Source organism: Ruficoccus amylovorans (assembly GCF_014230085.1).
Taxonomy (GTDB): Bacteria; Verrucomicrobiota; Verrucomicrobiia; order Opitutales; family Cerasicoccaceae; genus Ruficoccus; species Ruficoccus amylovorans.
In genome coordinates this window covers 1-20,231 of the sequence record NZ_JACHVB010000064.1, presented here as the reverse complement: position 1 = coordinate 20,231, position 20,231 = coordinate 1, and the positions used below count along the sequence as shown (strand labels likewise).

The window sequence follows — 20,231 nt, the reverse complement described above, 5'->3', positions numbered from 1 at the left end:
TATTTTTTATCGCAAGAGAAAATTTAATCATGCCCACGCCCAACTCCAGCCCCGAGAGCGAATCCGCTCCGCTCTATGACTTCTCGGTCCTGCGCGCGCTGCGCAAGCGGGAGGAATTGACGTTGGGGCAGGTGGCGGAGCGCTCGGGCGTGTCCGTGGCGGTCATCTCCAAGCTGGAGCGCAACCAGTCCAGCGCCGAACTCGAAACGCTCTATAAGCTCGCACGGGTCTTCAGCATGAGCGCGGCCGAACTGCTCGGACTGGCCGAGGCGCGCATGGCCCACGAGGTGAAGGCGGAAAGCTACGAGCATGACGGCTTCAAATTCAGCCGCATCACCTACGGAAAGGCGAGAGTCTTCTACGGGCGGGCCGTCAAGGGCAGCCGCATCACCCGGCCCGAGATGCACCACGACGACTTTGAAACCTGCTGGGTGCTTTCCGGTAAAATCCAGATCAACCTCCCCTCCGAAACCCGCATCGTGAAGGCCGGGCGGGCACTCCAGTTCGACGCGATCCTTGAGCACTCCTACCAGGCGCTGGAGGACTCCGAACTCGTCCTCGTCCACCTGCGCAAGGAAAACCGCTTCTAGGCCCCGGCAAAGCACGGACCACACGCCCTCTCCGGGGCGAGCACCCCCACCACTCTTTTAAACCGCATCACCCACCGGTACTGTCATCGCCGCAAAGACACGCACAAGAAATTATTTTCCATGAAAATCGACACCACCCTTACTCTTGAATCACTCCAACCCGCCCTCGAACGCTTCTGGAAAATCTCCGGCCAAAAGATCAAGCTGATCGAGGCCGAGTACGACGCCTCCAAGGGCTCGCCGGTCTTCACCGTCGAGGGCAAGTACACCACACGCGGCTGGACCGAGTGGACGCAGGGCTTCCAATTCGGCTCGGCGATTTTGCAGTTCGACGCCACCGGGGACGAGAGCTTCCTCCAGTACGGGCGCGAGCAGACGCTCGCCGTCATGGCCCCGCACATCACCCACAAGGGCGTTCACGACCACGGCTTCAACAACGTCTCCACCTACGGCAACCTGCGCCGCCTCATGCGCGAGGGCAAAATCCCGCACAACGAATGGGAGATGAACTTTTACGAAATGGCGCTCAAGGCCTCCGGCTCGGTCCAGGCCATGCGCTGGAGCCCGAACGACAAAGGCGGCTACCTCTATTCCTTTAACGGGCCGCACTCGCTCTTCGTCGATACCATCCGCACCATCCGCGCCGTCGAGATGAGCTGGCTGCTCGGCCACTCACTGCTCACGGACAACGACGCCGCGATCAACCTGCTCGAACGCGCCCTCAACCACGCCCGCTCCACCGCCGCCTACAACATCTTCTACGGCGAGGGGCGCGACAAATACGACGAGTGGGGCCGCACCGCCCACGAGGCCATTTTCAACATCAACGACGGCGCTTTCCGCTGCCCGAACGCGCAGCAGGGCTTCTCCGGGTTCACTACCTGGACACGAGGGCTCTCCTGGGCCATGCTCGGCTTCCCGGAACAACTGGAGCTCGTGGCCGAGGTGCCGGACGCCGAGCTGGAACCGCTCGGCGGTCGCGCCGAAGTCGAGGCCTTCCTTCTCAAGGCCGCCCGCGCCACGAACGACTTCTTTATCGCCAACACCGCCTCAGACGGCATCCCGTACTGGGACACCGGTGCGCCCAAGCTGTATCAGCTTGGCAACTACACCGAGCGCCCTGCGGACCCGTTCAACGACTGGGAGCCGGTCGATTCCTCCGCCGCCGCCATCGGTGTGCAGGGCCTCCTTCGCCTGGGCAAGTACCTCAAGGACAAGGGCGAGACCGCCGACGGCGAACGCTACTGGCAGGCTGGCCTGACCTCGCTCAAGGCGCTGCTCGACGAGCCTTACCTCTCCACCGACGAGAAGCATCAGGGCCTCACCCTGCACAGCATCTACCACGAGCCCAACGGCTGGGATCACGTCCCCGCCGGGCAGAAGATCGCCTGCGGCGAAGCCTCCATGTGGGGCGACTACCACATGCGCGAGTCCGCCCTGCTCGTCACGCGCATGCTCAAGGGCGAACCCTACTACCGTTTCTTTAATTAAGAGGAAATGGCTGAATGGTTAATTGTTAAATGGCTGATTGGCCGGTGGGCGCGTCCCACACGTTCCGCAATCAACAACCGAGCACTTAAACCATTTAGCCATTTGACCATTTAGTCATTTAGCCACTCAAACCCATGCCTGCAAAACCGCTCACCGACTTCTCCCGCCTGTGCATCCACACGATCACGCACAAGCCCTGGAGCCTGAAGGAAACCGTCAGCGCCTTCGCCCGCGAGGGCGTGCCCGGCATCACTGTCTGGCGTGATGCCGTCAAGGACATGACCCACGCCGACGCCGGGAAGCTCATCCGCGACAACGGCCTCGAAATCGTCTCGTACTGCCGCGGCGGGTTCTTCCCCGCCAAGACCGAGTCCGAGCGAGCCGCCGCCATCGCCGACAACGAAAAGTGCATCGACGAGGCCGCCGCCATCGGCGCACCGTTGATCGTGCTCGTGGTCGGGGCCGTACCCGGCATCCCGCTGCCCGAGGCGCGTCAGCAGATCGCCGACGGTATCCGCGCCGTCCTCCCCCGGGCGAAGGACAAGGGCGTCAAACTCGCCATCGAGCCGCTGCACCCGATGTACGCCGCCGAACGCTCCGCCGTCAACTCCATGAAGCAGGCCAACGACATGTGCGAGGCCATCAATGACGATCACGTCGGCATCGCAGTGGACGTTTACCACCTGTGGTGGGACGATATGCTCAAGACCGAGATCGAGCGCTGCGCCGCGTTGGACAAGCTCTTCGCCTTCCACATCTGCGACTGGCGCAGCCCGACGGAGGACTTCCTCCTCGACCGCGGCCTCATGGGCGAGGGCGTGATCAACATCCGCGAAATCCGCTCCTGGGTCGAGGCCACCGGCTACAAGGGCTACAACGAAGTCGAAATCTTTTCCAACCGCTGGTGGAAGGAAGACCAGAACAAGTTCCTCGACCAGATCAAGGAAGCCTATCTCCAGTATTCATAATCTGGATACAGGCGACAACCAATCACAGCCATTTAACGATCAACAATTAGCCATTACACTCCAATGAAGACACACAAAGTTGGCATCATCATGAACGGCGTCACGGGCCGCATGGGCACGAACCAGCACCTGCTGCGCTCCATCGACGCGATCATCAAGCAGGGCGGCGTCAAGATCAGCCCGAACGAAGTCATCATGCCCGACCCGATCCTGGTCGGTCGCAACGAAAACAAGCTCAAGCACCTGACCGAGATCAGCAGCGTCAAGGAATACACGACCGACCTTGACAGCGTGATGAACGACGATCGCTTCAGCATCTACTTCGACTCGCAGGGCACGCTCCAGCGCTTCGACGCGGTCAAGAAGGCCGCCGAGGCGGGCAAGCACGTTTACTGCGAAAAGCCCACCGCCATCAAGACCGAGGACGCCTACGAACTGTACAAAATCTGCCGCGACGCCGGGGTCAAGAACGGCGTTGTCCAGGACAAGCTCTGGCTGCCCGGTATGCTCAAGTTCATGCGTCTGAAGGAAAACGGCTTCTTTGGCGACATCCTCAGCGTGCGCGGCGAGTTCGGCTACTGGGTCTTCGAGGGCCACACCATCCCGGCCCAGCGCCCCTCCTGGAACTACCGCAAGGAAGACGGCGGCGGCATGGTCGTCGATATGCTCTGTCACTGGCGCTATGTGATCGACAACCTCTTCGGCCCGGTCAAGAGCGTCTCCTGCCTCGCCGCGACCCACATCCCCGAGCGCGTGGACGAGCAGGGCAAGCCCTACAAGTGCACCGCCGACGACAGCGCCTACTCGACCTTTGAGCTGGAAAACGGCGTCATCTGCCACTTCAACTCCTCCTGGAATGTGCGCGTGCGCCGCGACGACCTGCTCACCATGCAGGTGGACGGCACCAAGGGCAGCGCCATCGTCGGCCTGCGCGACGTGTGGATCCAGCACTACGGCAACACGCCCAAGCCGATTTGGAACCCGGACATTGCCCAGCCCATCGACTTCTTCGACGGCTGGAGCAAGGTACCCGAGCAGGAGAGCCACGACAACGCCTTCAAGGTGCAGTGGGAGCTGTTCCTGCGCCACGTCGTGCTCGACGAGCCCTTCCGCTGGACCCTCCTCGAAGGTGCCAAGGGCGTGCAGCTGGCCGAGTACGGCATCAAGAGCAGCGAAGCCCGCCAGTGGATCGAGCTGCCGGAACTGAAAGCCTAGGTCCCTGTCTTTTATCCGGTAACAACCGCATAATCGCCGCCTGCGCCAGGCTTCCCCCAGGCCGGGCGGCCCCGTATTGGACGTGAGGAAAGCCTTGCCCACGGCACCCGTCGTGGGCAAGGTAATCCTCGTCCAACAACCTATTAACACCGGATAGAACAACCTATGAAATCACCCGCTCTTATTCTCGCAGGCGCCGCCGCGGCCGCGCTCTTTGCCTTTGTCCAACCTGCCGTGGCCCAGCAGGCCACCCCCGACGCTGGCGACCCGCGCCAGGCCATGATCGACCAACAGCTCCAGCAGCTCAAGGGGCAGGGAGCCTCCGAGACCGAGCTGATGCTGATCGAGACGATGGCCTACTACCAACTCGGCATGGATGACAAGGCCCAGGCCAACATCGCCAAGGTCAAGGAAGCCATCCCCGCGATTGAAAAGGCCGACGGCGAAAACTCCGAAAACGCCCGCGCCGCCCGCGCCATCATCATCATGGCCGACGCCAAGCAGGCTTGGGACGCCGGTGACACCGCCAAGGCCGAAGCCGCCATCGGCAAGGCTTTCGTCCAGATGCCCGAAATCACCGCCGGTATCGGCGGACAGTGGGTTAACGAGTACTGGCAGTCCAAGTTCATGCAGGACCTGAGCGTCCCGATGGACAAGGCACTGGCCGTCGTCACCGACGAGGGCAAGACCGTCACGCTGGCCGACCTGGCCAAGGGCAACAAAGCCGTTTACATCGACTTCTGGGCGAGCTGGTGCGGCCCGTGCATGCAGGCCATGCCCGAACTGAAGGCCCGCGCCGCCGAGTACTCGGACAAGGGTATCGTCTTCGCCGGAGTCAACCTCGAAGACCAGGCCGCCGCCGCCAAGGTCGGGACCGAACTCGACATCGCCAGCACCAAGATCAACTGGCTGCTCGAAACCCCGGACTTTGCCCTTTCCGACATGCTGAACGTGGCCTCCATCCCGCAGGTCGCGCTCGTCGCCCCCTCCGGCGAAATCCTCTGGCTTGGCCATCCCGCCGACCCGGCCCTCGTGGACGAGTTGAACAAGCTGACCGCGAACTGAGGATCGGCCATTTGCCAGCGTTCATTTTTCATTGTCAATTGACCTCCTCCAGTGAGCGATTCTTCCCCAGCCCTGAACCGAGCCAATCAACTGGAGGACCGCTTCGTGGAGTTTGCTGTGTCAGTCATTCGTCTGACCCGGCATATCCCCACCGATGAAGCGGGCAAACATATCGGCAAACAGCTCCTGCGCTCCGGCTCCCAACTATGCGGAAGCCCGGGGTGCAGAGAGCAAGGCCGATTTCATCCACAAGCTGGGGATAGTCCGCAAAGAACTCAACGAATCTCGCATCTGGCTGCGTATTCTACACAAGACAGGTGCGCCCGCCAGCGAACTCGTTGCCCCGCTGCTGGGCGAGGTCACTGAGCTGTCGAGAATCATCGAATCCTCTCTCAAGACAGCACGCTCCCATCATTGAACAATGACCCATTTGCTATGAAAAATGACAAATCCTCTAAACCCGTCGCACTGGTGACAGGCGGCAGCCGCGGCATTGGCTTCGGCTGCGCCGAGCACCTGGCCAAGGCCGGATTCGACCTGGTCATTAACGGCATGCGTCCCGAGGAGCAGGTGGCCGACACCTTGCAGGCCCTTCAGGCCCTCGGCGCCCGCACCGCCTACGCCCGTGGCGACATCGGCTCGAAGGAAAGTCGTGAGGGCATCCTCGCGGTCGTGCGCGAGAGCTTCGGCAAGCTCAACGTGCTGGTCAACAACGCCGGAGTCGCCCCCAAGGAGCGCCTCGACATCCTCGAAGCCAGCGAAGAAAGCTTCGACTACGTCGTGGGCACGAACCTCAAGGGCGCATACTTCCTGACACAGGCTGCCGCCCGTTGGATGGTCGGGCAGAAGAAGGCCGACGACGCCTTCCAGGGCGCGATCATCAACGTCAGCTCGATCTCGGCCACGGTCATTTCCGTCAACCGGGGCGAGTACTGCATCGCCAAGGCCGGCCTGTCCATGGCGACGCAGCTCTTCGCGGTGCGCCTGGGCGAGTACGGCATCCCGGTCTATGAAGTGCGCCCCGGCGTGATCAAGACCGACATGACCGCCGGTGTAACGGAAAAGTATGACAAGCTCATCGCCGACGGCCTCTGCGTGACGCCGCGCTGGGGCTTCCCCGACGACATCGGGCGGGCCGTCTCCTCGCTCGCGCGGGGCGACTTCCCCTACTCCACCGGTCAGGTCATCATGGTGGACGGCGGACTCACCCTCCCCCGCCTCTAGCAAACGCTCGGCGTTTGATCCGAATGATGGGGCTGTGCCCCATCGCCGCCAAAAAGGCGGCTACCCCATGCCTGCTCAGTTTTGCTGAGCCAGTTTGGATGCTTTGCTCAGCGTTTGTTGAAGAAGCTTAGCTTTTTCAACAAACGTTGATGCGATGCGCAGCATCGAAAGCACAGGCTAAAATACTGGTCCAGCCGGGCCCTGCGGGGTATGGGGGCGCGGAGCGCCCGTTCTCGAATTGAGCCTGCACACCGCCCATTGCGCATGCTCGGCCACGAGCGGATCGGGATCGGCGGCGGCACGCTCTAATGCGGGACGGTCGGCGGCGGTACCGGTATTGCCGAGGACCACGCAGATGTTGCGCTTCCAACGCGAGAGCCCGGTACGGCGCATCGGCGTCCCGGCCAGCGTTTCGTTGAACGTGTCCTCATCCCAGCCAAGCATCTCACGCAAATCCGGATACGCGCGCGGGGCGAATTTCGCTTCGCGGGTCAGTTGCGCCCACTTGTTCCACGGGCACACGTCGAGGCACTCGTCGCAGCCGTAGAGGCGGTCGCCGATGGCTGCGCGGAACTCGTGCGGGATGGCCCCTTTGTGCTCAATCGTCAGGTAAGAGATGCAGCGCCGGGCATCGAGCTGGAAGGGCGCGTGAATCGCCCCCGTCGGACAGGCATCAATACAGCGAGTGCAGGTGCCGCAACGCTCAGGAGGAGGTGCGTCCGGCTCCAGTTCCAGCGTGGTAAAAATCACCCCGAGAAACAGCCAGGTGCCGTGCGTCGGGTTGAGCAGGATCGTGCTCTTGCCCTGCCACCCAAGCCCGGCCTGCACGCTGATCGGCTTTTCCAGCACCGGGCCGGTATCGACATAGGGCCGCTGCGCACCACCGTGATTCTCACGCAAATAGTCGCAGAGTCTTTTCAACTTCTTGAGCACCGCCTTGTGGTAATCGCCGCCGAGCGCGTACTTTGCAATGCGCCCGCGCCGGGGCGGCTCCGGTTGCCAGTAGTTCACCCCCGCGCAGATGATGCTGCGGGCCTCGGGCAGGATATTCGCCGGGTGCAGGCGGCGCTCATTATTGCGCTCCATCCAGCCCATATCACCGTGTCGCCCGTCCGCAATCCACTTCAGGTAATACTCACGGCGCAGCGGTGGCTCGATTGGGGCGACGCCGAGCGCGTCCAGTCCCAACTCACGGGCCTGCTCTTGCAACGCGCTTTTGATGTCCACCGCCATGTCCGGGCTAATGTGCATCATCAGCCCGGCAAATGCCAGCACAGGTTACACATGAGAAGGATCTCCCGCACGGTCACTCCCGAGCCGTAATCCGGAGTTGCCCCGGACATGGCCCGTGGGGTAATCTCACAACCGATGAAGCCCCTCGATGTCCGCGCCTGGCCGAAGCTGGTCCGCCCCGGGAGCCGCGTCTTTATCGGCTCAACCGCCGCCTGCCCGCATGCGCTGGTGGCTTCCATGCTCAAGTGTCGCGAACAGCTCAAAGATATCGAGCTGGTACACATCTTCGTCCTCGGCGGCTCGCCCTGGGCGGAGGAAAAGTACCACGACACCTTCAAGGTCAACTGTTTCTTCCTCAGTACCGGCACCCGCGAGTCGGTCAACGCCGGATGGAGCGACTACACGCCCAGTTTTCTCAGCGATGTGCCCGCGCTTTTCAAGGAGGCGATTCTCCCGCTCGATGTCGCGCTGATCCAGGTCTCCCCGCCGGACGAGATGGGCTTCTGCTCGCTCGGGGTGAGCGTGGACGTGATCTCCGCCGCCGTCCAGAGCGCCCGCTGCGTGATCGCGCAGGTCAACCCGCGCATGCCGCGCACGATGGGCGAGAGCTTTCTGCACAGCGACGAGATCGACTACTACCTGGAGGCCGAAGCCGACCTGCCCGAGTGGCACCCCGCCCCCGGCAACGGCGAAGCGGGCGTCATCGCCAACTACGTTGCCCAACTGATCGAGGATGGCAGCACACTCCAGCTCGGCGTCGGCAACATCCCCGACCAGGTCTGCCGCGCCCTCTACGGGCACAAGCACCTCGGCGTGCACACGGAGATGTTCAGTGACGGCGTCATGCACCTGATGCAGGCCGGGGTAATCGACAACAGCCGCAAGTCCATCAACCGTGGGCGAACGGTTTCCTCTTTTTGCATCGGCACCCGGGCGCTCTATGATTTCGTCGACGGCAACCCGCACATCCATTTTCTGCCGACCGAGCTCACCAACAACATCACCAACATCGCCCGCAACTCCCAAATGGTCTCGATCAACAGCGCGGTCGAGGTGGACCTGACCGGGCAAGTCGCCGCCGACTCCATCCGCGGACGCTTTTACAGCGGCATCGGCGGAATGGTCGACTTCATGCGCGGGGCCGCGCTGAGCGAGGGCGGCCTGCCCATCATCGCCCTTCCCTCCACCGCCGAGGACGGCAAGACCTCCCGCATTATGCCGCGTCTGAGCCCCGGCGCGGGCGTGGTCGGCAGCCGCGCTGACGTGCACTTTGTCATCACCGAGTACGGCATCGCCACCCTGCGCGGACGAAGCATCCGCGAGCGCACGCTGGAACTTATTCAGATCGCGCACCCGAAGTTCCGCGACGACCTGTTGCGCTTCGCGCGCGAGCAGTGCTACGTCCCGCCGTACCAGAAGCTCGTCTCCCGCCCCACCCGCGAGATCGGCGGCGTGGAGTTCGAGCGCGTCACCCTCGCCAACGAGGAATATGTCTTGCGCCCCCTGCACCCCTCCGACGAGCGACGGCTGCAGGAGTTTTTCTACTCGCATACGCCCGAGACCGTCCAGAAGCGCTACGGGTACAACATCACCAGCATGACCCGCGAGCGGGCGCACGAACTGGTCAGCGTGGATCAGGAGAAAGACCTTGCGCTGGGGATATTCGAGATCAAGGGGCCACGCCAGCGCATCCACGCGGTCGGCCGCTACTACCTCGACGAGGACGGCGAGGCAGCGGAAATCGCTTTCGTCGTCCGCGAGACCAAGCGCCGCCACGGTATGGGCGGTCTCCTCCTGCGCCGCATGCTGGAGATCGGCCGCAAGCGTGGCTTGAGCCGCCTGTGGGCTTTCGTCTCGCGCAATAACGAACCCATGATCCGGCTCTTTTACAAGAACGGGGGTAAAAGTGACGGTTCCAAAAACGACGAGGACATGCGTATTATTTTCAACTTACAAGAGTTGAAAACTGAAGATTCCAACGCAAAGCATATCCAGTAAAGCCCCGCCAGAAACTGAGGAATGCCCCTTACACCTAGCATCGATTCGTGTCTTACAATCCAATTCCTAGTCTTCACTAAAGTGCTTATATCCGGCACTACCAGTCTGTTTTAGTATTAATTAATGCTTGCCTCATAACGAATCAGACATAGCTATAGGTACGCTTAACAGCATTAACCTAAGTGCAACCATGAGTATTCATAACGAACTGAAGCGTATCGAAAAGGCCGAACAAACCCTGGCCAAGCAGAAGAAAAAGCTGATCGAACAGCAGAAAAAAGAGAAGGCCGCCCACGCCAAGCTGGAAACAGTCGTCAAGCAAAGTGGCTTCGATACGCCCAAAGAACTGGTCGAAGCATTGATCGAAAAGTACGGCATCCGCCTGCATCGCCGCCGCGCCGCCGCTGCCGCCCCGAGCGGTCGCCGCAAGCGCACCAAGATCACCCCCGAACTGCGGGACGAAGTCAAAGCGAAGCTCAAGGAGCACTCGATGAACAAGGTTTCCAAGGATATGGAAATCAGCTATGCGGTTATCGCCAAGATCGCCAAGGGCGCTTACGACAAAGCCAAGTAAGGCCTCCACATCATCTTTATCACTAAAAAGCCGCAGTCCGGAACGACTGCGGTTTTTTTATTTATCCAACTAGCGAACCGAAGTTGCCCCGCGCCTTTTGACAAACACCAAAAGCTGGCATACGCTATGCTCAATCCCTAGCATTATGCGGCTCGTATTACCGAGGTGCAGGCATAGCCTGACCCGCGAGGATGAAACCTTTCTCGCGGAAACACTGGCCACCACGCCGGCGGCCATTGAGGCCGTTATTGCGCTGTTACGCGATCCGCCGATGCGTGACGCCCTACTGGACGAAGCGGTTGTTTTTCAAACCGTGTTGGATTCGCCCCGGTCGCTAAACATATCGCCCGGCCTCTACTTCTACCTGCTCGTGCGACACAGCCTGAAGCAGAGCGGCGTCGATGACCGCGAACTGGCCGACTATCTGGCCACCCTTCTGCTCGACTACCTGCCAGATCGGAGCGAAAATCGTATGCACGTGCCCTACCTTGGGGACTGTATGAGCGAGATTGCCGCCTCGGCCGGAACCGACCGGTTCTTCCTCGTCGTCGAGTTGGCCGACCGCCTGCTCTTTCTCACCGGTCTCTTCCCCGCCCATTTCGAGCATCGGCGGCAGCGGCGCGGGGCGCCTTCGCTGGGCTTTTACGAAAATGTCGGGCTGGCCCACTATCGCAGCGCCAGCGCCCACACCCTAGCCCGCGAGTTCTGCCTGGAGCCGATTTTCAAGGCACTCGGTGAAGCCTTTCATGAGGTGCGGCTCGGGTTGAACCGGATCGGCGACAACCTCGCCTTCGCGGGTGACGATGGCCCTGCCCCGGCGCGTTACCTGCTCAACTGAACAGGCGCTCGCCGGGTATCGCGAACCTGCCCCGGTGACCTATAAGCAAGCGTGCCTGCGTGTAGTTTAAAGCATTTCAAAAAAATACTGTAGTCACAAAATTTGAATATGCTCCAAATGGTCAATTGTCGGATGCTGAACGCAGGAAATAACAATTAACCATTTGGCCTTCTGTGACGGCTACGACTTCATTTAAACCGCTATAAAATAAATACACACTGGCCCCATGCACTCGATCGACGCCAATCCCCACTCCAGTCACAATGCCTTGGGGCGGTACTTGAAGCGCACCACTTGCAGGCAGCCTGCGATAATCATGGCGGCTCCGAGCGCCTCCAGCCAGGTGAAACGTTCCCCCAGAAAGACGACCGCCCCCAGCGCCGTCACCACCGGGAGCGAGAGCTGCATGCTTGCCCCCTGGGCGACCGGCAGGTACAGGTAGGCCCGCGTCATGGACAGCTGCCCCAAACTAACCAGCGCCCCGCCCATCACCAGCACAGCGACCGCGTCCCAGGCCGGGGCGGTCGGGTGCGTCGAGACCGGCCCGCAGACGACGAGCAGGGCGTAAAAGCACTGCGCCGAGAAGATCGTAGCCGTGTGCTCACGGCGCGAGAGATGCCGGATGACCACGATAACCCCGGCCGCGATAACTCCGCTGAGGATGCCCAGCGCGTAGTAGATGCCGATATGGCCGCCATTGTCCCACATGCCGGTGATGAACGTCAGCCCGAAGAAGGCCAGCCCCATCCAACCCAACTGCACGGCGTGCAGCTTTTCCTTCAGAAAAACAGCCGCCAGAATGCTGGCAAAAATCGGGTAGGTACAATTAAGCACGACCGCCCGCCCGGCCCCGAGCTTAATCATGGTGACGTAAAGCAGGACGAGATTGGCACCGCCAAGCACCCCGCGCAGGATCAACCACGGGTTCTTGACCAGGTGCTCCGGCTCGAATCTCCCCCGGGGCCAGAAAAACACGGCCACAATGAGCAGGCCCATGACAGCACGCGCCAGGGTCAAGGTCCAACCGCTCACTCCGGGCATGTCTCCGGCAGCCTTGAAAACAAGGTTACTGGCAGCAAAGAAGACGATCGACATGACCATCAGGAGCAGGCCCCGGTGGCGTCCGTCGAGCGGTGAGGTTTGACTATCGGGTTGTCTCATCTGTGTTTCGCGTTTTTCAGCGAAGACAACCCGTTGGCACATTTATCTGCTTCCATCCGCGAAGATCCTGAACCGTCAGGTTGTCTCCGGCAGAGGCGCACAGCGTCACCGGAGATCTGTTCCCACCCAAAGGCGGCTCCAGAGCCCTTTTACAAGAGTGATGCGCGTGCGAATGTTGTTCATGTGAGCTGCCAATAATAGTCGGCCGGGAGCCAAACCGTCAACGCCAATCCCGTCGCCGTCAACCGCCTGCCGCGAGTCCGAGCTCAACGCCGGCTCTGTTCCAGCACACAAAAAGCCCCACCCGCTCCGAAAGGATTGGCCACAAAGGCGGCGGCGGGGCTGGCCTGGGTGCGGGCTTCCAGGTCGGGCAGCCATGTTTCCAGAAACTCCGCCTGCGTGCAAAGCCCCTCGGTACGCAGGCCAAGTTGCTCACCCCAGCGCTGAAGATCGGCGAAGTTCACGTCGCAGGTCACATCCTGCTCGCCCATCCAGGCGTACACGTCTATCCCTTCCAGCCGCTCGTGACGGCGATAGGCGCGGCACTCGCTTGAGGGGTAGGCGCGCCCGTAGTCGATAGTCAATACAGCACCCGCCTTCAGGCGCGACATGCTTCGCCGCACCCAACTATGGTACGAAGGGTGCACGAAAAGCCGCAGTTCGTCCCGCACACGGGTGGGGGCGTCGGCATCGATCCCACGCAGCAGGGGTTTACTCGCCTCAAGAGGCTCATCACCGTCCAGTCCGACGTATACCTCGCGCCAGTCGTTCTGTTGCCATGTCAGTTGCACGGCGGGAAAGGCATCGACGAACTCGTTGGAATAAACGAGAGCCCGCCCGTCGCAGGACTCGAAGGCCTGCACCAATGTATCGAAAATCTCGATACGATCCTCCGGCAAGGCAAACTTCAGAGCCGCGCGGAAGACCGGCGAGGTCTCCACCGCTCCGAAGGAAAACAGGCCCCGCTCGCCAGCCCCGTCAAGGGCGTGCAGTACATGCCGCATGAGCGAGCCGTTACCCGGCCCTAACTCGATGACCGTGCAGGGGAGGTCTCCGAAGTGCTCGCGGCGGCGGGCCATCAGCCAGGCGGCGACGGCATCACCGAGGATGGCGTTCAGCGTGGAGGAGGTGGAGAAATCCCCGCCGCGCCCGACATCCGAAATATGCTGCGCGTAGTAGCCGCATTCGGGGTGGTAGAGCGCCTCCCGCATGAAACGCTCAAAAGTCACCGCACCGCCGCAGCGCCGGATGAAGTCCTGGAAATTCGTCCACTTCCCACTCACAGCCGGCGAATGTTGACAAAGCCTGCCCCCAAATCAAGCACCAGACAGCCACAATTGTAAAAAAACAGTAAACAACCCATCCGGAAGGTCTTTTCTCCCTAACAGAAACAAACAAGCCCCTCAGACTGACGCCGGGACTTTATCCAGATCAACTCCGCTGAGCACGAGCTCGCCCTCCAACGTGGTAACGGTCGCCTCCTTGATCCGTACAGGCACCAGTTGGCCGACCAGCCGCTCGCTCCCGGTGAATACCACCTTGCGGAAGCCCCGGGTACGTCCGGTGAAACGGTTCTCACCGCGTCGGGCCGGGCCCTCGACCAGCACTTCCAGCGTCTGGCCGACGAGGGACTGGTTGCGCCGCAGCGAGTGCGCCTGGAGCTTGTCGAGGAGGATCTGGTTGCGTTCTTCCTTAATCTCCTGCGGGACGGGGTCGCCCAGCGGCTCGGCCGCTGTGTCAGGGCGCACGCTGTATTTAAAGACATACGCCATGTCGAAGCCGATCCGCTCGAAGGCATCACAGGTCAGTTGAAAATCTTCCTGCGTCTCGCCCGGATAGCCCACAATAACGTCGGTCGAAACCCATAGGTCCGGACAGCGCTCGCGCATCGCCTCCAGAATACGGCTGAATTTCTCCACGCTGTAGGGACGGCGCATGGCCTTCAATATCCGGTCCGACCCGCTCTGGAGCGGAAAGTGGATGTACTCGCAGAGCTTTTCCAACCGCCCGTAGCAGTCGATCAGGTCCTGCTTGAAGCCGGAGGGATGCGGGCTGGTGAAGCGGATACGCTCGATGCCCTCGACCGCGTTGATGCGCTCCAGCAGTTGCACGAAGGGGCTCTTGCCGTCCACAAAGGGGAACTCGCGCACGCCGTACTGGTTGACGATCTGCCCCAGCAGCGTGACCTCCCTGGTCCCGGCGGCGGCCAACTCCTCGACCTCGGCCACGATGTCGTCGATGGGCCTCCCGCGCTCGGGGCCGCGCGTCTTCGGGACGATGCAGTAGCTGCACTTCATGTTGCAGCCCTGCATGATGCTGACAAAGGCCGAGACCTGGCGCTCGCCGGGCACGTGATCGCGGATCGTGTTCTGCGAGCCGGCCTCCGCCTCCAGGTCCACCAACGTGGAGGGCCGGGGGCCCTGCCCCTGAAGGCTGGCAATCAGGTTGTCGAGGTGATCCGGCACGGTATGGAACTTCTGCGTGCCCACCAGCAGGTCGAGGTCGGGGAGGCGGTCAAGCAGGTCCGCGCCCTTGTTCTGGGCCATGCAGCCCATCACCCCGACGAGGAAATTCGGGTTGCGCTTCTTGCGGCGGCCGAGATGCCCGGCCTTGCCGATGGCCTTCTGCTCGGCCTGCTCGCGCACGGAGCAGGTGTTGAGCAGGACGACGTCGGCTTCGCCCTCGTCCTCCACGATGCTGTAGCCGCGCGCGCGCAACATCGCGGCCACCGCCTCCGAGTCACGCTCGTTCATCTGGCAGCCGTAGGTCTTTATGTGGACGCGGTTCATGATTGAGAAAGGCGCTAGTAGATAAGCTTAAACACCCATAAATTCAAGTGTTGATCTCGGGCGCGGAAGAAAGCCACCCATCGGGAGGCCTTGGCACGACCGACCGCATCCGCTCTTCCCACAGACGAATTGTCGTCAAATTCTTGAACTTATGGATCATTGAACTTACGAATTTACCCATGCGATCCGTCTATCTCGCCATTTTCTCCGCTTTCCTGCTCTGCCTGAGCGCGTCCGCCCAAGGCACAAGCGAGGCAAAGGTCTTCAAGCTGGAGAACCGCAACGCACAGGAACTGCTCTCACTCGCCCAGCAGATGGTCACCCCCGGCGGGTCCGCCAGCCTCGACGAGCGCACCAACTCCATTGTCGCGACGGGCACCGCCGACCAACTCGACCAGCTCGGCAAAATTCTGGCCGAACTCGACGGCACGCTCAAACAAGTCGCTCTCTCCGTCTATGTGACTGAGGTAGAGGCTTCCCTGCGCCAGCAATATGGGCTGGACCTCGCGGGCACGACGGTGCTGGACGCCACGCAGTTCGATGCCGTGCTCGACCTGATCGACCGCCGCCAGGGCGGGCAGATCTATAATTCCATGAATGCGACGACCATGAGCGGCAGCCCCGCCTACCTCCAGGTCTCGACCGATCAGTTTGTCACTCTCGGCGAGCAGACCAACTCCTGGGGCTCCTCCCAGAGCGTTGTCGAGCGCGTCCCGGTCGGCCAATTTTTGACCGTCGATCCCCGCGTCAAACCGGACGGCTCCATCGACATCGCCCTCACCCCCACGGTCAGCCGCAGTAACAAACCCAACGACATCACCGTACGCAGCACCGCCACCCATGTCATCGTGCCCGACGGCGGCGCTATCGCCATCGGCCAATCCGCCGCCGCCAGAAATGCCTCAACCACTTCAGCCGTACCCTTTATCTCTCTCGGCGACTCCGGCCAAACCACCGACCGGCAAGTCATTATCTTCCTGACCGCCACCACCGCCTCGGGCACAAACATGCTGCCCGTCGCCCCCAACCAGCCCGCCTTCGACAACCCGGAAGTGCTCGGCCCCAAGCGCCAGATCAAGAGCCGCGAACGTACCGGCCCCGGCGCTCGCTAGCCCCAATCCAGCCATGAACTTGCGCGTATTTGTTTACGGCACGCTCAAGCCCGGCGGTTTCTACTGGCCGCGCTACGCCGAAGGCAAAGTCACCGCCCACCAACCGGCCCGAACCCGAGGACTGCTCTACCACCTGCCCGCCGGTTATCCTGCCCTGACGGAGGGCGAAGGCTGGGCACGGGGCACCCTGCTCACGCTCAAAGACGAGGCCGCGCTGGCGGGATTCGACGAGCTCGAAGGCTACCGCATCGGCCGCCCGCCCGAACAGAACGACTACCAGCGGCGCAAAGTCGAGTGTGAGGACGAGCACGGCAACTCCCTCGGCCCGGTCTGGGCCTACCTGATGCTGCCGGAAAAAGTCCGCGAAATGGGCGGCATCCGCATCCATGCCGACACCTGGACCGGTCCCCCCGTTTAAGGCGGTTGCGCGGGGAGGTACACGGCGCCATCGTCCGACTCACACAGCCCGCGCGTGCTCTTTACACTTGGCCCGTCATCACCGGCTGTCCCGCCAGATAGCTCTCCAGAAAAAAGACGGAATTGATGGCCAGCGCATGGCTGATCTTTCCGTTGCGGGCCATACGGCTGACCTCGGCCACAGGAAAGAGCTTCACCTCCAGTTCCTCGTGTTGGTCGAGATTTTGGCCCGAGTGCAGCGTGCAGCCCTCGGCCAAGACGAAAAACGTGCGGTTCTCCTGCAAAGCGGGGTTCGGATAGCACTGGGCCAGCAAACGCGATGTTTTGCAGCGGTAGCCGGTTTCCTCGACCAGTTCACGCAGCCCGGCAGCGACCGGCTCCTCGCCATCGTCAATGATCCCGCCCGGCACCTCCCAGGACAAGGCCTGCGTGCCAAAGCGGTATTGGCGCACCAGAATCACCTGCCCATCCTCGGTCAAAGGCACGGTCTGCACCCAGTCATTGCAGTGGATTATGTAAAAATCCCCACTGCGACCATCGCCCGGATGCCGGTAGTGGCGTTTGTAAACGTCGTAAACCTTGCACTGGGCGTGCAAGTTCTCATCACCGGGCACCCACAGACTCGGAACCCGCTCACTCATTGTCGGGAAGCGGCACCCGGATTCTCTGACCGATGGCCAGCCGGTGGGGATCGTCGTCCGGATTGGCTTCGAGCACCTTTTGGAGAGGCACACCGTACTTTTTGGCCACGCTGGCAAAGCTCTCTCCAGAGGCGATCACGTGCATCCGGTAGCCCGGTTCGGCATCCTCGGGTTCGGCGACGGACGCCGCCTCATTCGGTTGATTAGTGGCGCCAGTACCGGCGTTTGCCACCGAGGGCCGCGAGGAAGCGCTCGGACGAACTTGCCCGCTGTTCAAAGCCTCAACCACCTTGGTGATACCCTCGGTATTGGCCGCGACTTTCTGGTTCGTCTGGTTGAGAGCCATGCCGACATCGTTGAGCGCCTTCTGCACCTGCCCGGTGACGGTATTGATAGAGGAATCCATCTTGCGGCCCAGCAGTTCGTAATCATGCCGGAGCTTTTCGTTCTGGGCGTTGAGCTCGGTGATACGCTTCTCCAACTGCGCTACCTGATTACCACTCTCGCTGAGGCGGGCGGTCAATTCGTCCTCTTTGCCCCCGGTCAGTGTGAAGTACAGGGCGACTCCCCCAAGGGCGATCCCGACCAGAGCCAAGGCAATCGGAACGAACACAGGCATGCCACCGCGGCTCTCCCCCGCGGTATCCAGTAACGAGTCGGATACATCATCCATTGCGCGAGCCTAGAGGCTTCGAGGTCCGGTGGGCAAGCCGCATTCTCGCCTCAGGCTGGCTTTGTTCGGACTGCACAGGGAGCCGTCTCCCGACCGCTCCCCTCCCCAACGGCCCCGAACAGCAAAAATCGCCCACTATCCGCACCTCCTCCGTCCAAGTAAACATTGACTTTAACCCCCGGCACCGGGATGCTTACGCGTTTCCTGAGTCGGGGTGTAGCGCAGCCTGGTTAGCGCATCTGCTTTGGGAGCAGAGGGTCGGAGGTTCGAATCCTCTCACCCCGACCACTGATAAATCCTGAAAAACGCTGATGTTCAAAGACATCAATGTCGACCAGCATTTCAGGGGCACTCTGGACAACCCTAGACAACTCCGGGCAACTCCGAAAAAACGGTGCATTTTTGGCAACCGTTTTGGCAACCGCGTGGGACGGCTTATCGAAAAAAGCCCTTTTTTTTAGCCCAAAAGAAGCTATGTTTCGGCATCATAAAAGCAAAAAAGATGTCCAATCTGAGCGACGACATATTTGTTACAAGAGACACACTGTTGGAATCTCTTGGACTAAAGCTTACTGACTCTACTTTTTTTGAGTGGGGCCATAAAGGGCTGTTAGTACGGGCAGTTGTTAAAGGCTACTACAAGCTGAACGCCACACGAGCCAACTTGGGGCTCCCCCTTGCCGATCTCAAGGAGTTTCGCCAGCAACTTGAACGAGAGCATGAACGTCATAATCAAGCTTGGCAGCGAAAGTTGTTGTTTACAGCCCTAAGCATCCTCAGCGAGGAAGCCCTGATTTGCCCTGCCGATGACATTCCACTCCGCCTGACCCCGAAGGATATGGAAGTGGTGGCAAAACACTACGCCGTCCATCGCCCCTTTCTAGAAATCCCTCCCCCCTCTGCGACGATATCTCCCTCGACTGCCCCAACCTGCTTACTAACCGATCCAATAGAACGCCTACATTATGTCGGTAGCGTACTGGATGCCCACGACATGAGCACCACCGGACGGATACGCGGCGCAACACTCGAGTAATCCCATCTCAACCGTTCCCTTTCTATTCTTGTCTTCTGATACTTATTTCCACCTCATGAATACTCAGTCGTTGATTAAGTTCATTATAACATTGGAGTCCCTGCTTAAATTCCCCAGAGACCGTCTCTTCTTCCTGACCATTACACTTCCTGCCTATGAAACTGGTTTCCAGGCGCTTGGGAAGGCCATCAACAAGCTGACAACCTTCTTTGGGAAGCAGAATATCGAGTGGGTCAAAGTGTTCGAGACTCACCTCTCAGGCCAGATCCACATCCACTGCGTCCTCCTGCTCCCTTGGAACACTCGGAAAGAAGTCTTCAATCGCTCGGGTATTGACGGGAAGGCCCCCCAGTCCGTCATCGAGCAGCACTACTCCGAGCGGTTGCTCCAGCTCTCCCGGACGCTGGGAAAGAGAATGGAAGCCTATGGCTTTGGTCGCTGGAACATGTCCCCGGTCTGCGACATGCAGGCCCTCATCTCCTACCTGACCAAGGAGGCTGGAACTTCGCTGGGCCATCATGTCCGGCGCTGGTCTTGCTCCAAGGGACTAAGGGTCTGCAAGGGGCCGATTGCCCTGTGTTCGCCCCGGGCTCGCGCACGCAGGCAGGCAACCCACTTTGCTGCCTATGGCTTGGGATGTCGCACCATTGAAGAACTGCGAAGCCTGCTGGGCAAGCACTGGAGCTTCATCCTCATGAACCTCATCAACAGGTTCACGGATGGTATCCTGCACAAGCAGACCCGAGCGATCGTTAACCATATCCGCTGGCGAATCGATGACAATTACTACCGGCATGGGGCCCACTCACCTCTAGAATGCAATACATAGTGGAGCACCATCGCAATAACCTCATCCGGGGTGATATGCGCAAAATCTACAAAAGCATCGAACATCTCATCCTTCCCCCACCACCGCCTGCCTATCCCTGATGGACTGAACCCATCAGTGAGACAGTGACCGACCCAGCATACTCAGTCTTGCAAACACTTGGTTCTCTCCTTCATCCCCTTCCATTCTAAATAAGAAAAGGCGGGGCTCGGCCACCGCCTGACGAGCATTACGCGTCCCCCTGGCAGGCTGCACAAGGGGTGGAGCAGGTTCCCTGCGAGACCCCTTGTGCAGAGCCTTCGGCGTCCTGCCTGTGGTGACGCGGCTGGCGAGGCGGGATCCCGGCAAAACGCCCCGTTTCCGGGTTATATATAGTT

The 20,231-nt window shown here is 60.8% G+C and carries 20 protein-coding genes and 1 tRNA gene; 15 read left to right on the top strand and 6 right to left on the bottom strand.

The genetic code is table 11. The features are described 5' to 3' along the window. Positions 1 to 29: 29 nt before the first annotated feature. The 7 genes from H5P28_RS18720 (at position 30) to H5P28_RS18690 (ending at position 6,553) form a co-directional block, all read left to right on the top strand. A complete protein-coding gene (locus H5P28_RS18720; protein WP_185677220.1) occupies positions 30 to 590 on the top strand; it encodes a helix-turn-helix domain-containing protein in 561 nt (186 codons plus the stop codon). A gap of 120 nt (positions 591 to 710) precedes the next feature. After that, the gene (locus tag H5P28_RS18715; protein WP_185677219.1) at positions 711 to 2,081 is read left to right on the top strand and encodes a glycosyl hydrolase; all 1,371 of its coding nucleotides are present in this window, start codon (positions 711 to 713) and stop codon (positions 2,079 to 2,081) included. A gap of 134 nt (positions 2,082 to 2,215) precedes the next feature. Next, positions 2,216 to 3,049 carry a sugar phosphate isomerase/epimerase family protein gene (locus tag H5P28_RS18710; protein WP_185677218.1) on the top strand — a complete coding sequence of 278 codons (834 nt, stop codon included), beginning with the start codon at positions 2,216 to 2,218 and terminating at the stop codon, positions 3,047 to 3,049. Between the two features lie 63 nt (positions 3,050 to 3,112). Then, positions 3,113 to 4,264, top strand: coding sequence for a Gfo/Idh/MocA family protein (locus tag H5P28_RS18705; protein WP_185677217.1), 1,152 nt, complete (start codon positions 3,113 to 3,115; stop codon positions 4,262 to 4,264). A gap of 165 nt (positions 4,265 to 4,429) precedes the next feature. Beyond that, entirely contained in the window at positions 4,430 to 5,329 is a 900-nt protein-coding gene (locus H5P28_RS19945; RefSeq protein WP_281398269.1) for a TlpA family protein disulfide reductase, read from the top strand. A 154-nt stretch (positions 5,330 to 5,483) separates the two neighbouring features. Next, positions 5,484 to 5,747, top strand: a complete 264-nt coding sequence (locus H5P28_RS18695; protein WP_185677216.1) for a four helix bundle protein — start codon at positions 5,484 to 5,486, stop codon at positions 5,745 to 5,747. Between the two features lie 17 nt (positions 5,748 to 5,764). Beyond that, positions 5,765 to 6,553 (top strand): 3-ketoacyl-ACP reductase, encoded by a 789-nt coding sequence (locus H5P28_RS18690; RefSeq protein ID WP_185677215.1) that lies wholly within the window; start codon positions 5,765 to 5,767, stop codon positions 6,551 to 6,553. Positions 6,554 to 6,730: 177 nt separating this feature from the next. Here H5P28_RS18690 and queG read toward each other — a convergent pair whose 3' ends face one another. Next, a complete protein-coding gene (gene queG / locus H5P28_RS18685) occupies positions 6,731 to 7,828 on the bottom strand; it encodes a tRNA epoxyqueuosine(34) reductase QueG (RefSeq protein ID WP_343075489.1) in 1,098 nt (365 codons plus the stop codon). Between the two features lie 93 nt (positions 7,829 to 7,921). On the opposite strand from queG, the gene H5P28_RS18680 reads away from it, so the two are divergent. From H5P28_RS18680 to H5P28_RS18670, 3 genes are all read left to right on the top strand, one after another. Continuing rightward, positions 7,922 to 9,784 carry a GNAT family N-acetyltransferase gene (locus H5P28_RS18680; RefSeq protein ID WP_185677214.1) on the top strand — a complete coding sequence of 621 codons (1,863 nt, stop codon included), beginning with the start codon at positions 7,922 to 7,924 and terminating at the stop codon, positions 9,782 to 9,784. A 190-nt stretch (positions 9,785 to 9,974) separates the two neighbouring features. Then, entirely contained in the window at positions 9,975 to 10,358 is a 384-nt protein-coding gene (locus H5P28_RS18675; RefSeq protein ID WP_185677213.1) for a hypothetical protein, read from the top strand. Between the two features lie 145 nt (positions 10,359 to 10,503). Beyond that, on the top strand, positions 10,504 to 11,196 hold the full coding sequence (locus H5P28_RS18670) for a hypothetical protein (protein WP_185677212.1): 693 nt from the start codon (positions 10,504 to 10,506) through the stop codon (positions 11,194 to 11,196). Positions 11,197 to 11,454: 258 nt separating this feature from the next. On the opposite strand, the gene H5P28_RS18665 is transcribed toward H5P28_RS18670, so the two are convergent. From H5P28_RS18665 to miaB, 3 genes are all read right to left on the bottom strand, one after another. Beyond that, positions 11,455 to 12,357, bottom strand: coding sequence for a DMT family transporter (locus H5P28_RS18665; RefSeq protein ID WP_185677211.1), 903 nt, complete (start codon positions 12,355 to 12,357; stop codon positions 11,455 to 11,457). A gap of 266 nt (positions 12,358 to 12,623) precedes the next feature. Next, the gene (locus H5P28_RS18660; RefSeq protein WP_185677210.1) at positions 12,624 to 13,640 is read right to left on the bottom strand and encodes an SAM-dependent methyltransferase; all 1,017 of its coding nucleotides are present in this window, start codon (positions 13,638 to 13,640) and stop codon (positions 12,624 to 12,626) included. A gap of 120 nt (positions 13,641 to 13,760) precedes the next feature. Continuing rightward, positions 13,761 to 15,146 carry a tRNA (N6-isopentenyl adenosine(37)-C2)-methylthiotransferase MiaB gene (miaB, locus tag H5P28_RS18655; RefSeq protein WP_185677209.1) on the bottom strand — a complete coding sequence of 462 codons (1,386 nt, stop codon included), beginning with the start codon at positions 15,144 to 15,146 and terminating at the stop codon, positions 13,761 to 13,763. Between the two features lie 179 nt (positions 15,147 to 15,325). On the opposite strand from miaB, the gene H5P28_RS18650 reads away from it, so the two are divergent. Together H5P28_RS18650 and H5P28_RS18645 are read left to right on the top strand one after the other, a co-directional pair. Beyond that, positions 15,326 to 16,258, top strand: a complete 933-nt coding sequence (locus tag H5P28_RS18650) for a type II secretion system protein GspD (protein ID WP_185677208.1) — start codon at positions 15,326 to 15,328, stop codon at positions 16,256 to 16,258. Between the two features lie 13 nt (positions 16,259 to 16,271). Further along, a complete protein-coding gene (locus H5P28_RS18645) occupies positions 16,272 to 16,676 on the top strand; it encodes a gamma-glutamylcyclotransferase family protein (protein ID WP_221773484.1) in 405 nt (134 codons plus the stop codon). A 61-nt stretch (positions 16,677 to 16,737) separates the two neighbouring features. Here the strand turns inward: H5P28_RS18645 and H5P28_RS18640 are convergent, their stop codons facing one another. Then, on the bottom strand, positions 16,738 to 17,316 hold the full coding sequence (locus H5P28_RS18640; protein WP_185677207.1) for an NUDIX hydrolase: 579 nt from the start codon (positions 17,314 to 17,316) through the stop codon (positions 16,738 to 16,740). Further along, positions 17,309 to 17,989 (bottom strand): LysM peptidoglycan-binding domain-containing protein, encoded by a 681-nt coding sequence (locus H5P28_RS18635; RefSeq protein ID WP_185677206.1) that lies wholly within the window; start codon positions 17,987 to 17,989, stop codon positions 17,309 to 17,311. Before H5P28_RS18635 ends, H5P28_RS18640 begins: the two co-directional genes overlap by 8 nt. A gap of 210 nt (positions 17,990 to 18,199) precedes the next feature. Here H5P28_RS18635 and H5P28_RS18630 point away from each other — a divergent pair. The 3 genes from H5P28_RS18630 to H5P28_RS18620 all read left to right on the top strand — a co-directional run bounded on the left by H5P28_RS18630 (position 18,200) and on the right by H5P28_RS18620 (position 19,854). Next, positions 18,200 to 18,277, top strand: a tRNA-Pro gene (locus tag H5P28_RS18630). Positions 18,278 to 18,383: 106 nt separating this feature from the next. Beyond that, positions 18,384 to 19,025, top strand: a complete 642-nt coding sequence (locus H5P28_RS18625; RefSeq protein ID WP_185677205.1) for a hypothetical protein — start codon at positions 18,384 to 18,386, stop codon at positions 19,023 to 19,025. 55 nt (positions 19,026 to 19,080) lie between these two features. After that, complete coding sequence (locus H5P28_RS18620) at positions 19,081 to 19,854, top strand: hypothetical protein (RefSeq protein WP_185677204.1); 774 nt, start codon at positions 19,081 to 19,083, stop codon at positions 19,852 to 19,854. Positions 19,855 to 20,231: the final 377 nt, after the last annotated feature.

What these genes read in the sequence shown, in the direction of transcription:
- H5P28_RS18635 (WP_185677206.1), bottom strand. Translation starts at nt 17,989, where the DNA reads ATGGATGATGTATCCGACTCGTTACTGGATACCGCGGGGGAGAGCCGC.
- H5P28_RS18690 (WP_185677215.1), top strand. Translation starts at nt 5,765, where the DNA reads ATGAAAAATGACAAATCCTCTAAACCCGTCGCACTGGTGACAGGCGGC.
- H5P28_RS18705 (WP_185677217.1), top strand. Translation starts at nt 3,113, where the DNA reads ATGAAGACACACAAAGTTGGCATCATCATGAACGGCGTCACGGGCCGC.
- H5P28_RS18715 (WP_185677219.1), top strand. Translation starts at nt 711, where the DNA reads ATGAAAATCGACACCACCCTTACTCTTGAATCACTCCAACCCGCCCTC.
- H5P28_RS18675 (WP_185677213.1), top strand. Translation starts at nt 9,975, where the DNA reads ATGAGTATTCATAACGAACTGAAGCGTATCGAAAAGGCCGAACAAACC.
- H5P28_RS18650 (WP_185677208.1), top strand. Translation starts at nt 15,326, where the DNA reads ATGCGATCCGTCTATCTCGCCATTTTCTCCGCTTTCCTGCTCTGCCTG.
- H5P28_RS18695 (WP_185677216.1), top strand. Translation starts at nt 5,484, where the DNA reads ATGAAGCGGGCAAACATATCGGCAAACAGCTCCTGCGCTCCGGCTCCC.
- miaB (WP_185677209.1), bottom strand. Translation starts at nt 15,146, where the DNA reads ATGAACCGCGTCCACATAAAGACCTACGGCTGCCAGATGAACGAGCGT.
- H5P28_RS18720 (WP_185677220.1), top strand. Translation starts at nt 30, where the DNA reads ATGCCCACGCCCAACTCCAGCCCCGAGAGCGAATCCGCTCCGCTCTAT.
- H5P28_RS18665 (WP_185677211.1), bottom strand. Translation starts at nt 12,357, where the DNA reads ATGAGACAACCCGATAGTCAAACCTCACCGCTCGACGGACGCCACCGG.
- H5P28_RS18640 (WP_185677207.1), bottom strand. Translation starts at nt 17,316, where the DNA reads ATGAGTGAGCGGGTTCCGAGTCTGTGGGTGCCCGGTGATGAGAACTTG.
- H5P28_RS19945 (WP_281398269.1), top strand. Translation starts at nt 4,430, where the DNA reads ATGAAATCACCCGCTCTTATTCTCGCAGGCGCCGCCGCGGCCGCGCTC.
- H5P28_RS18620 (WP_185677204.1), top strand. Translation starts at nt 19,081, where the DNA reads ATGAATACTCAGTCGTTGATTAAGTTCATTATAACATTGGAGTCCCTG.
- H5P28_RS18680 (WP_185677214.1), top strand. Translation starts at nt 7,922, where the DNA reads ATGAAGCCCCTCGATGTCCGCGCCTGGCCGAAGCTGGTCCGCCCCGGG.
- H5P28_RS18670 (WP_185677212.1), top strand. Translation starts at nt 10,504, where the DNA reads ATGCGGCTCGTATTACCGAGGTGCAGGCATAGCCTGACCCGCGAGGAT.
- H5P28_RS18710 (WP_185677218.1), top strand. Translation starts at nt 2,216, where the DNA reads ATGCCTGCAAAACCGCTCACCGACTTCTCCCGCCTGTGCATCCACACG.
- H5P28_RS18645 (WP_221773484.1), top strand. Translation starts at nt 16,272, where the DNA reads ATGAACTTGCGCGTATTTGTTTACGGCACGCTCAAGCCCGGCGGTTTC.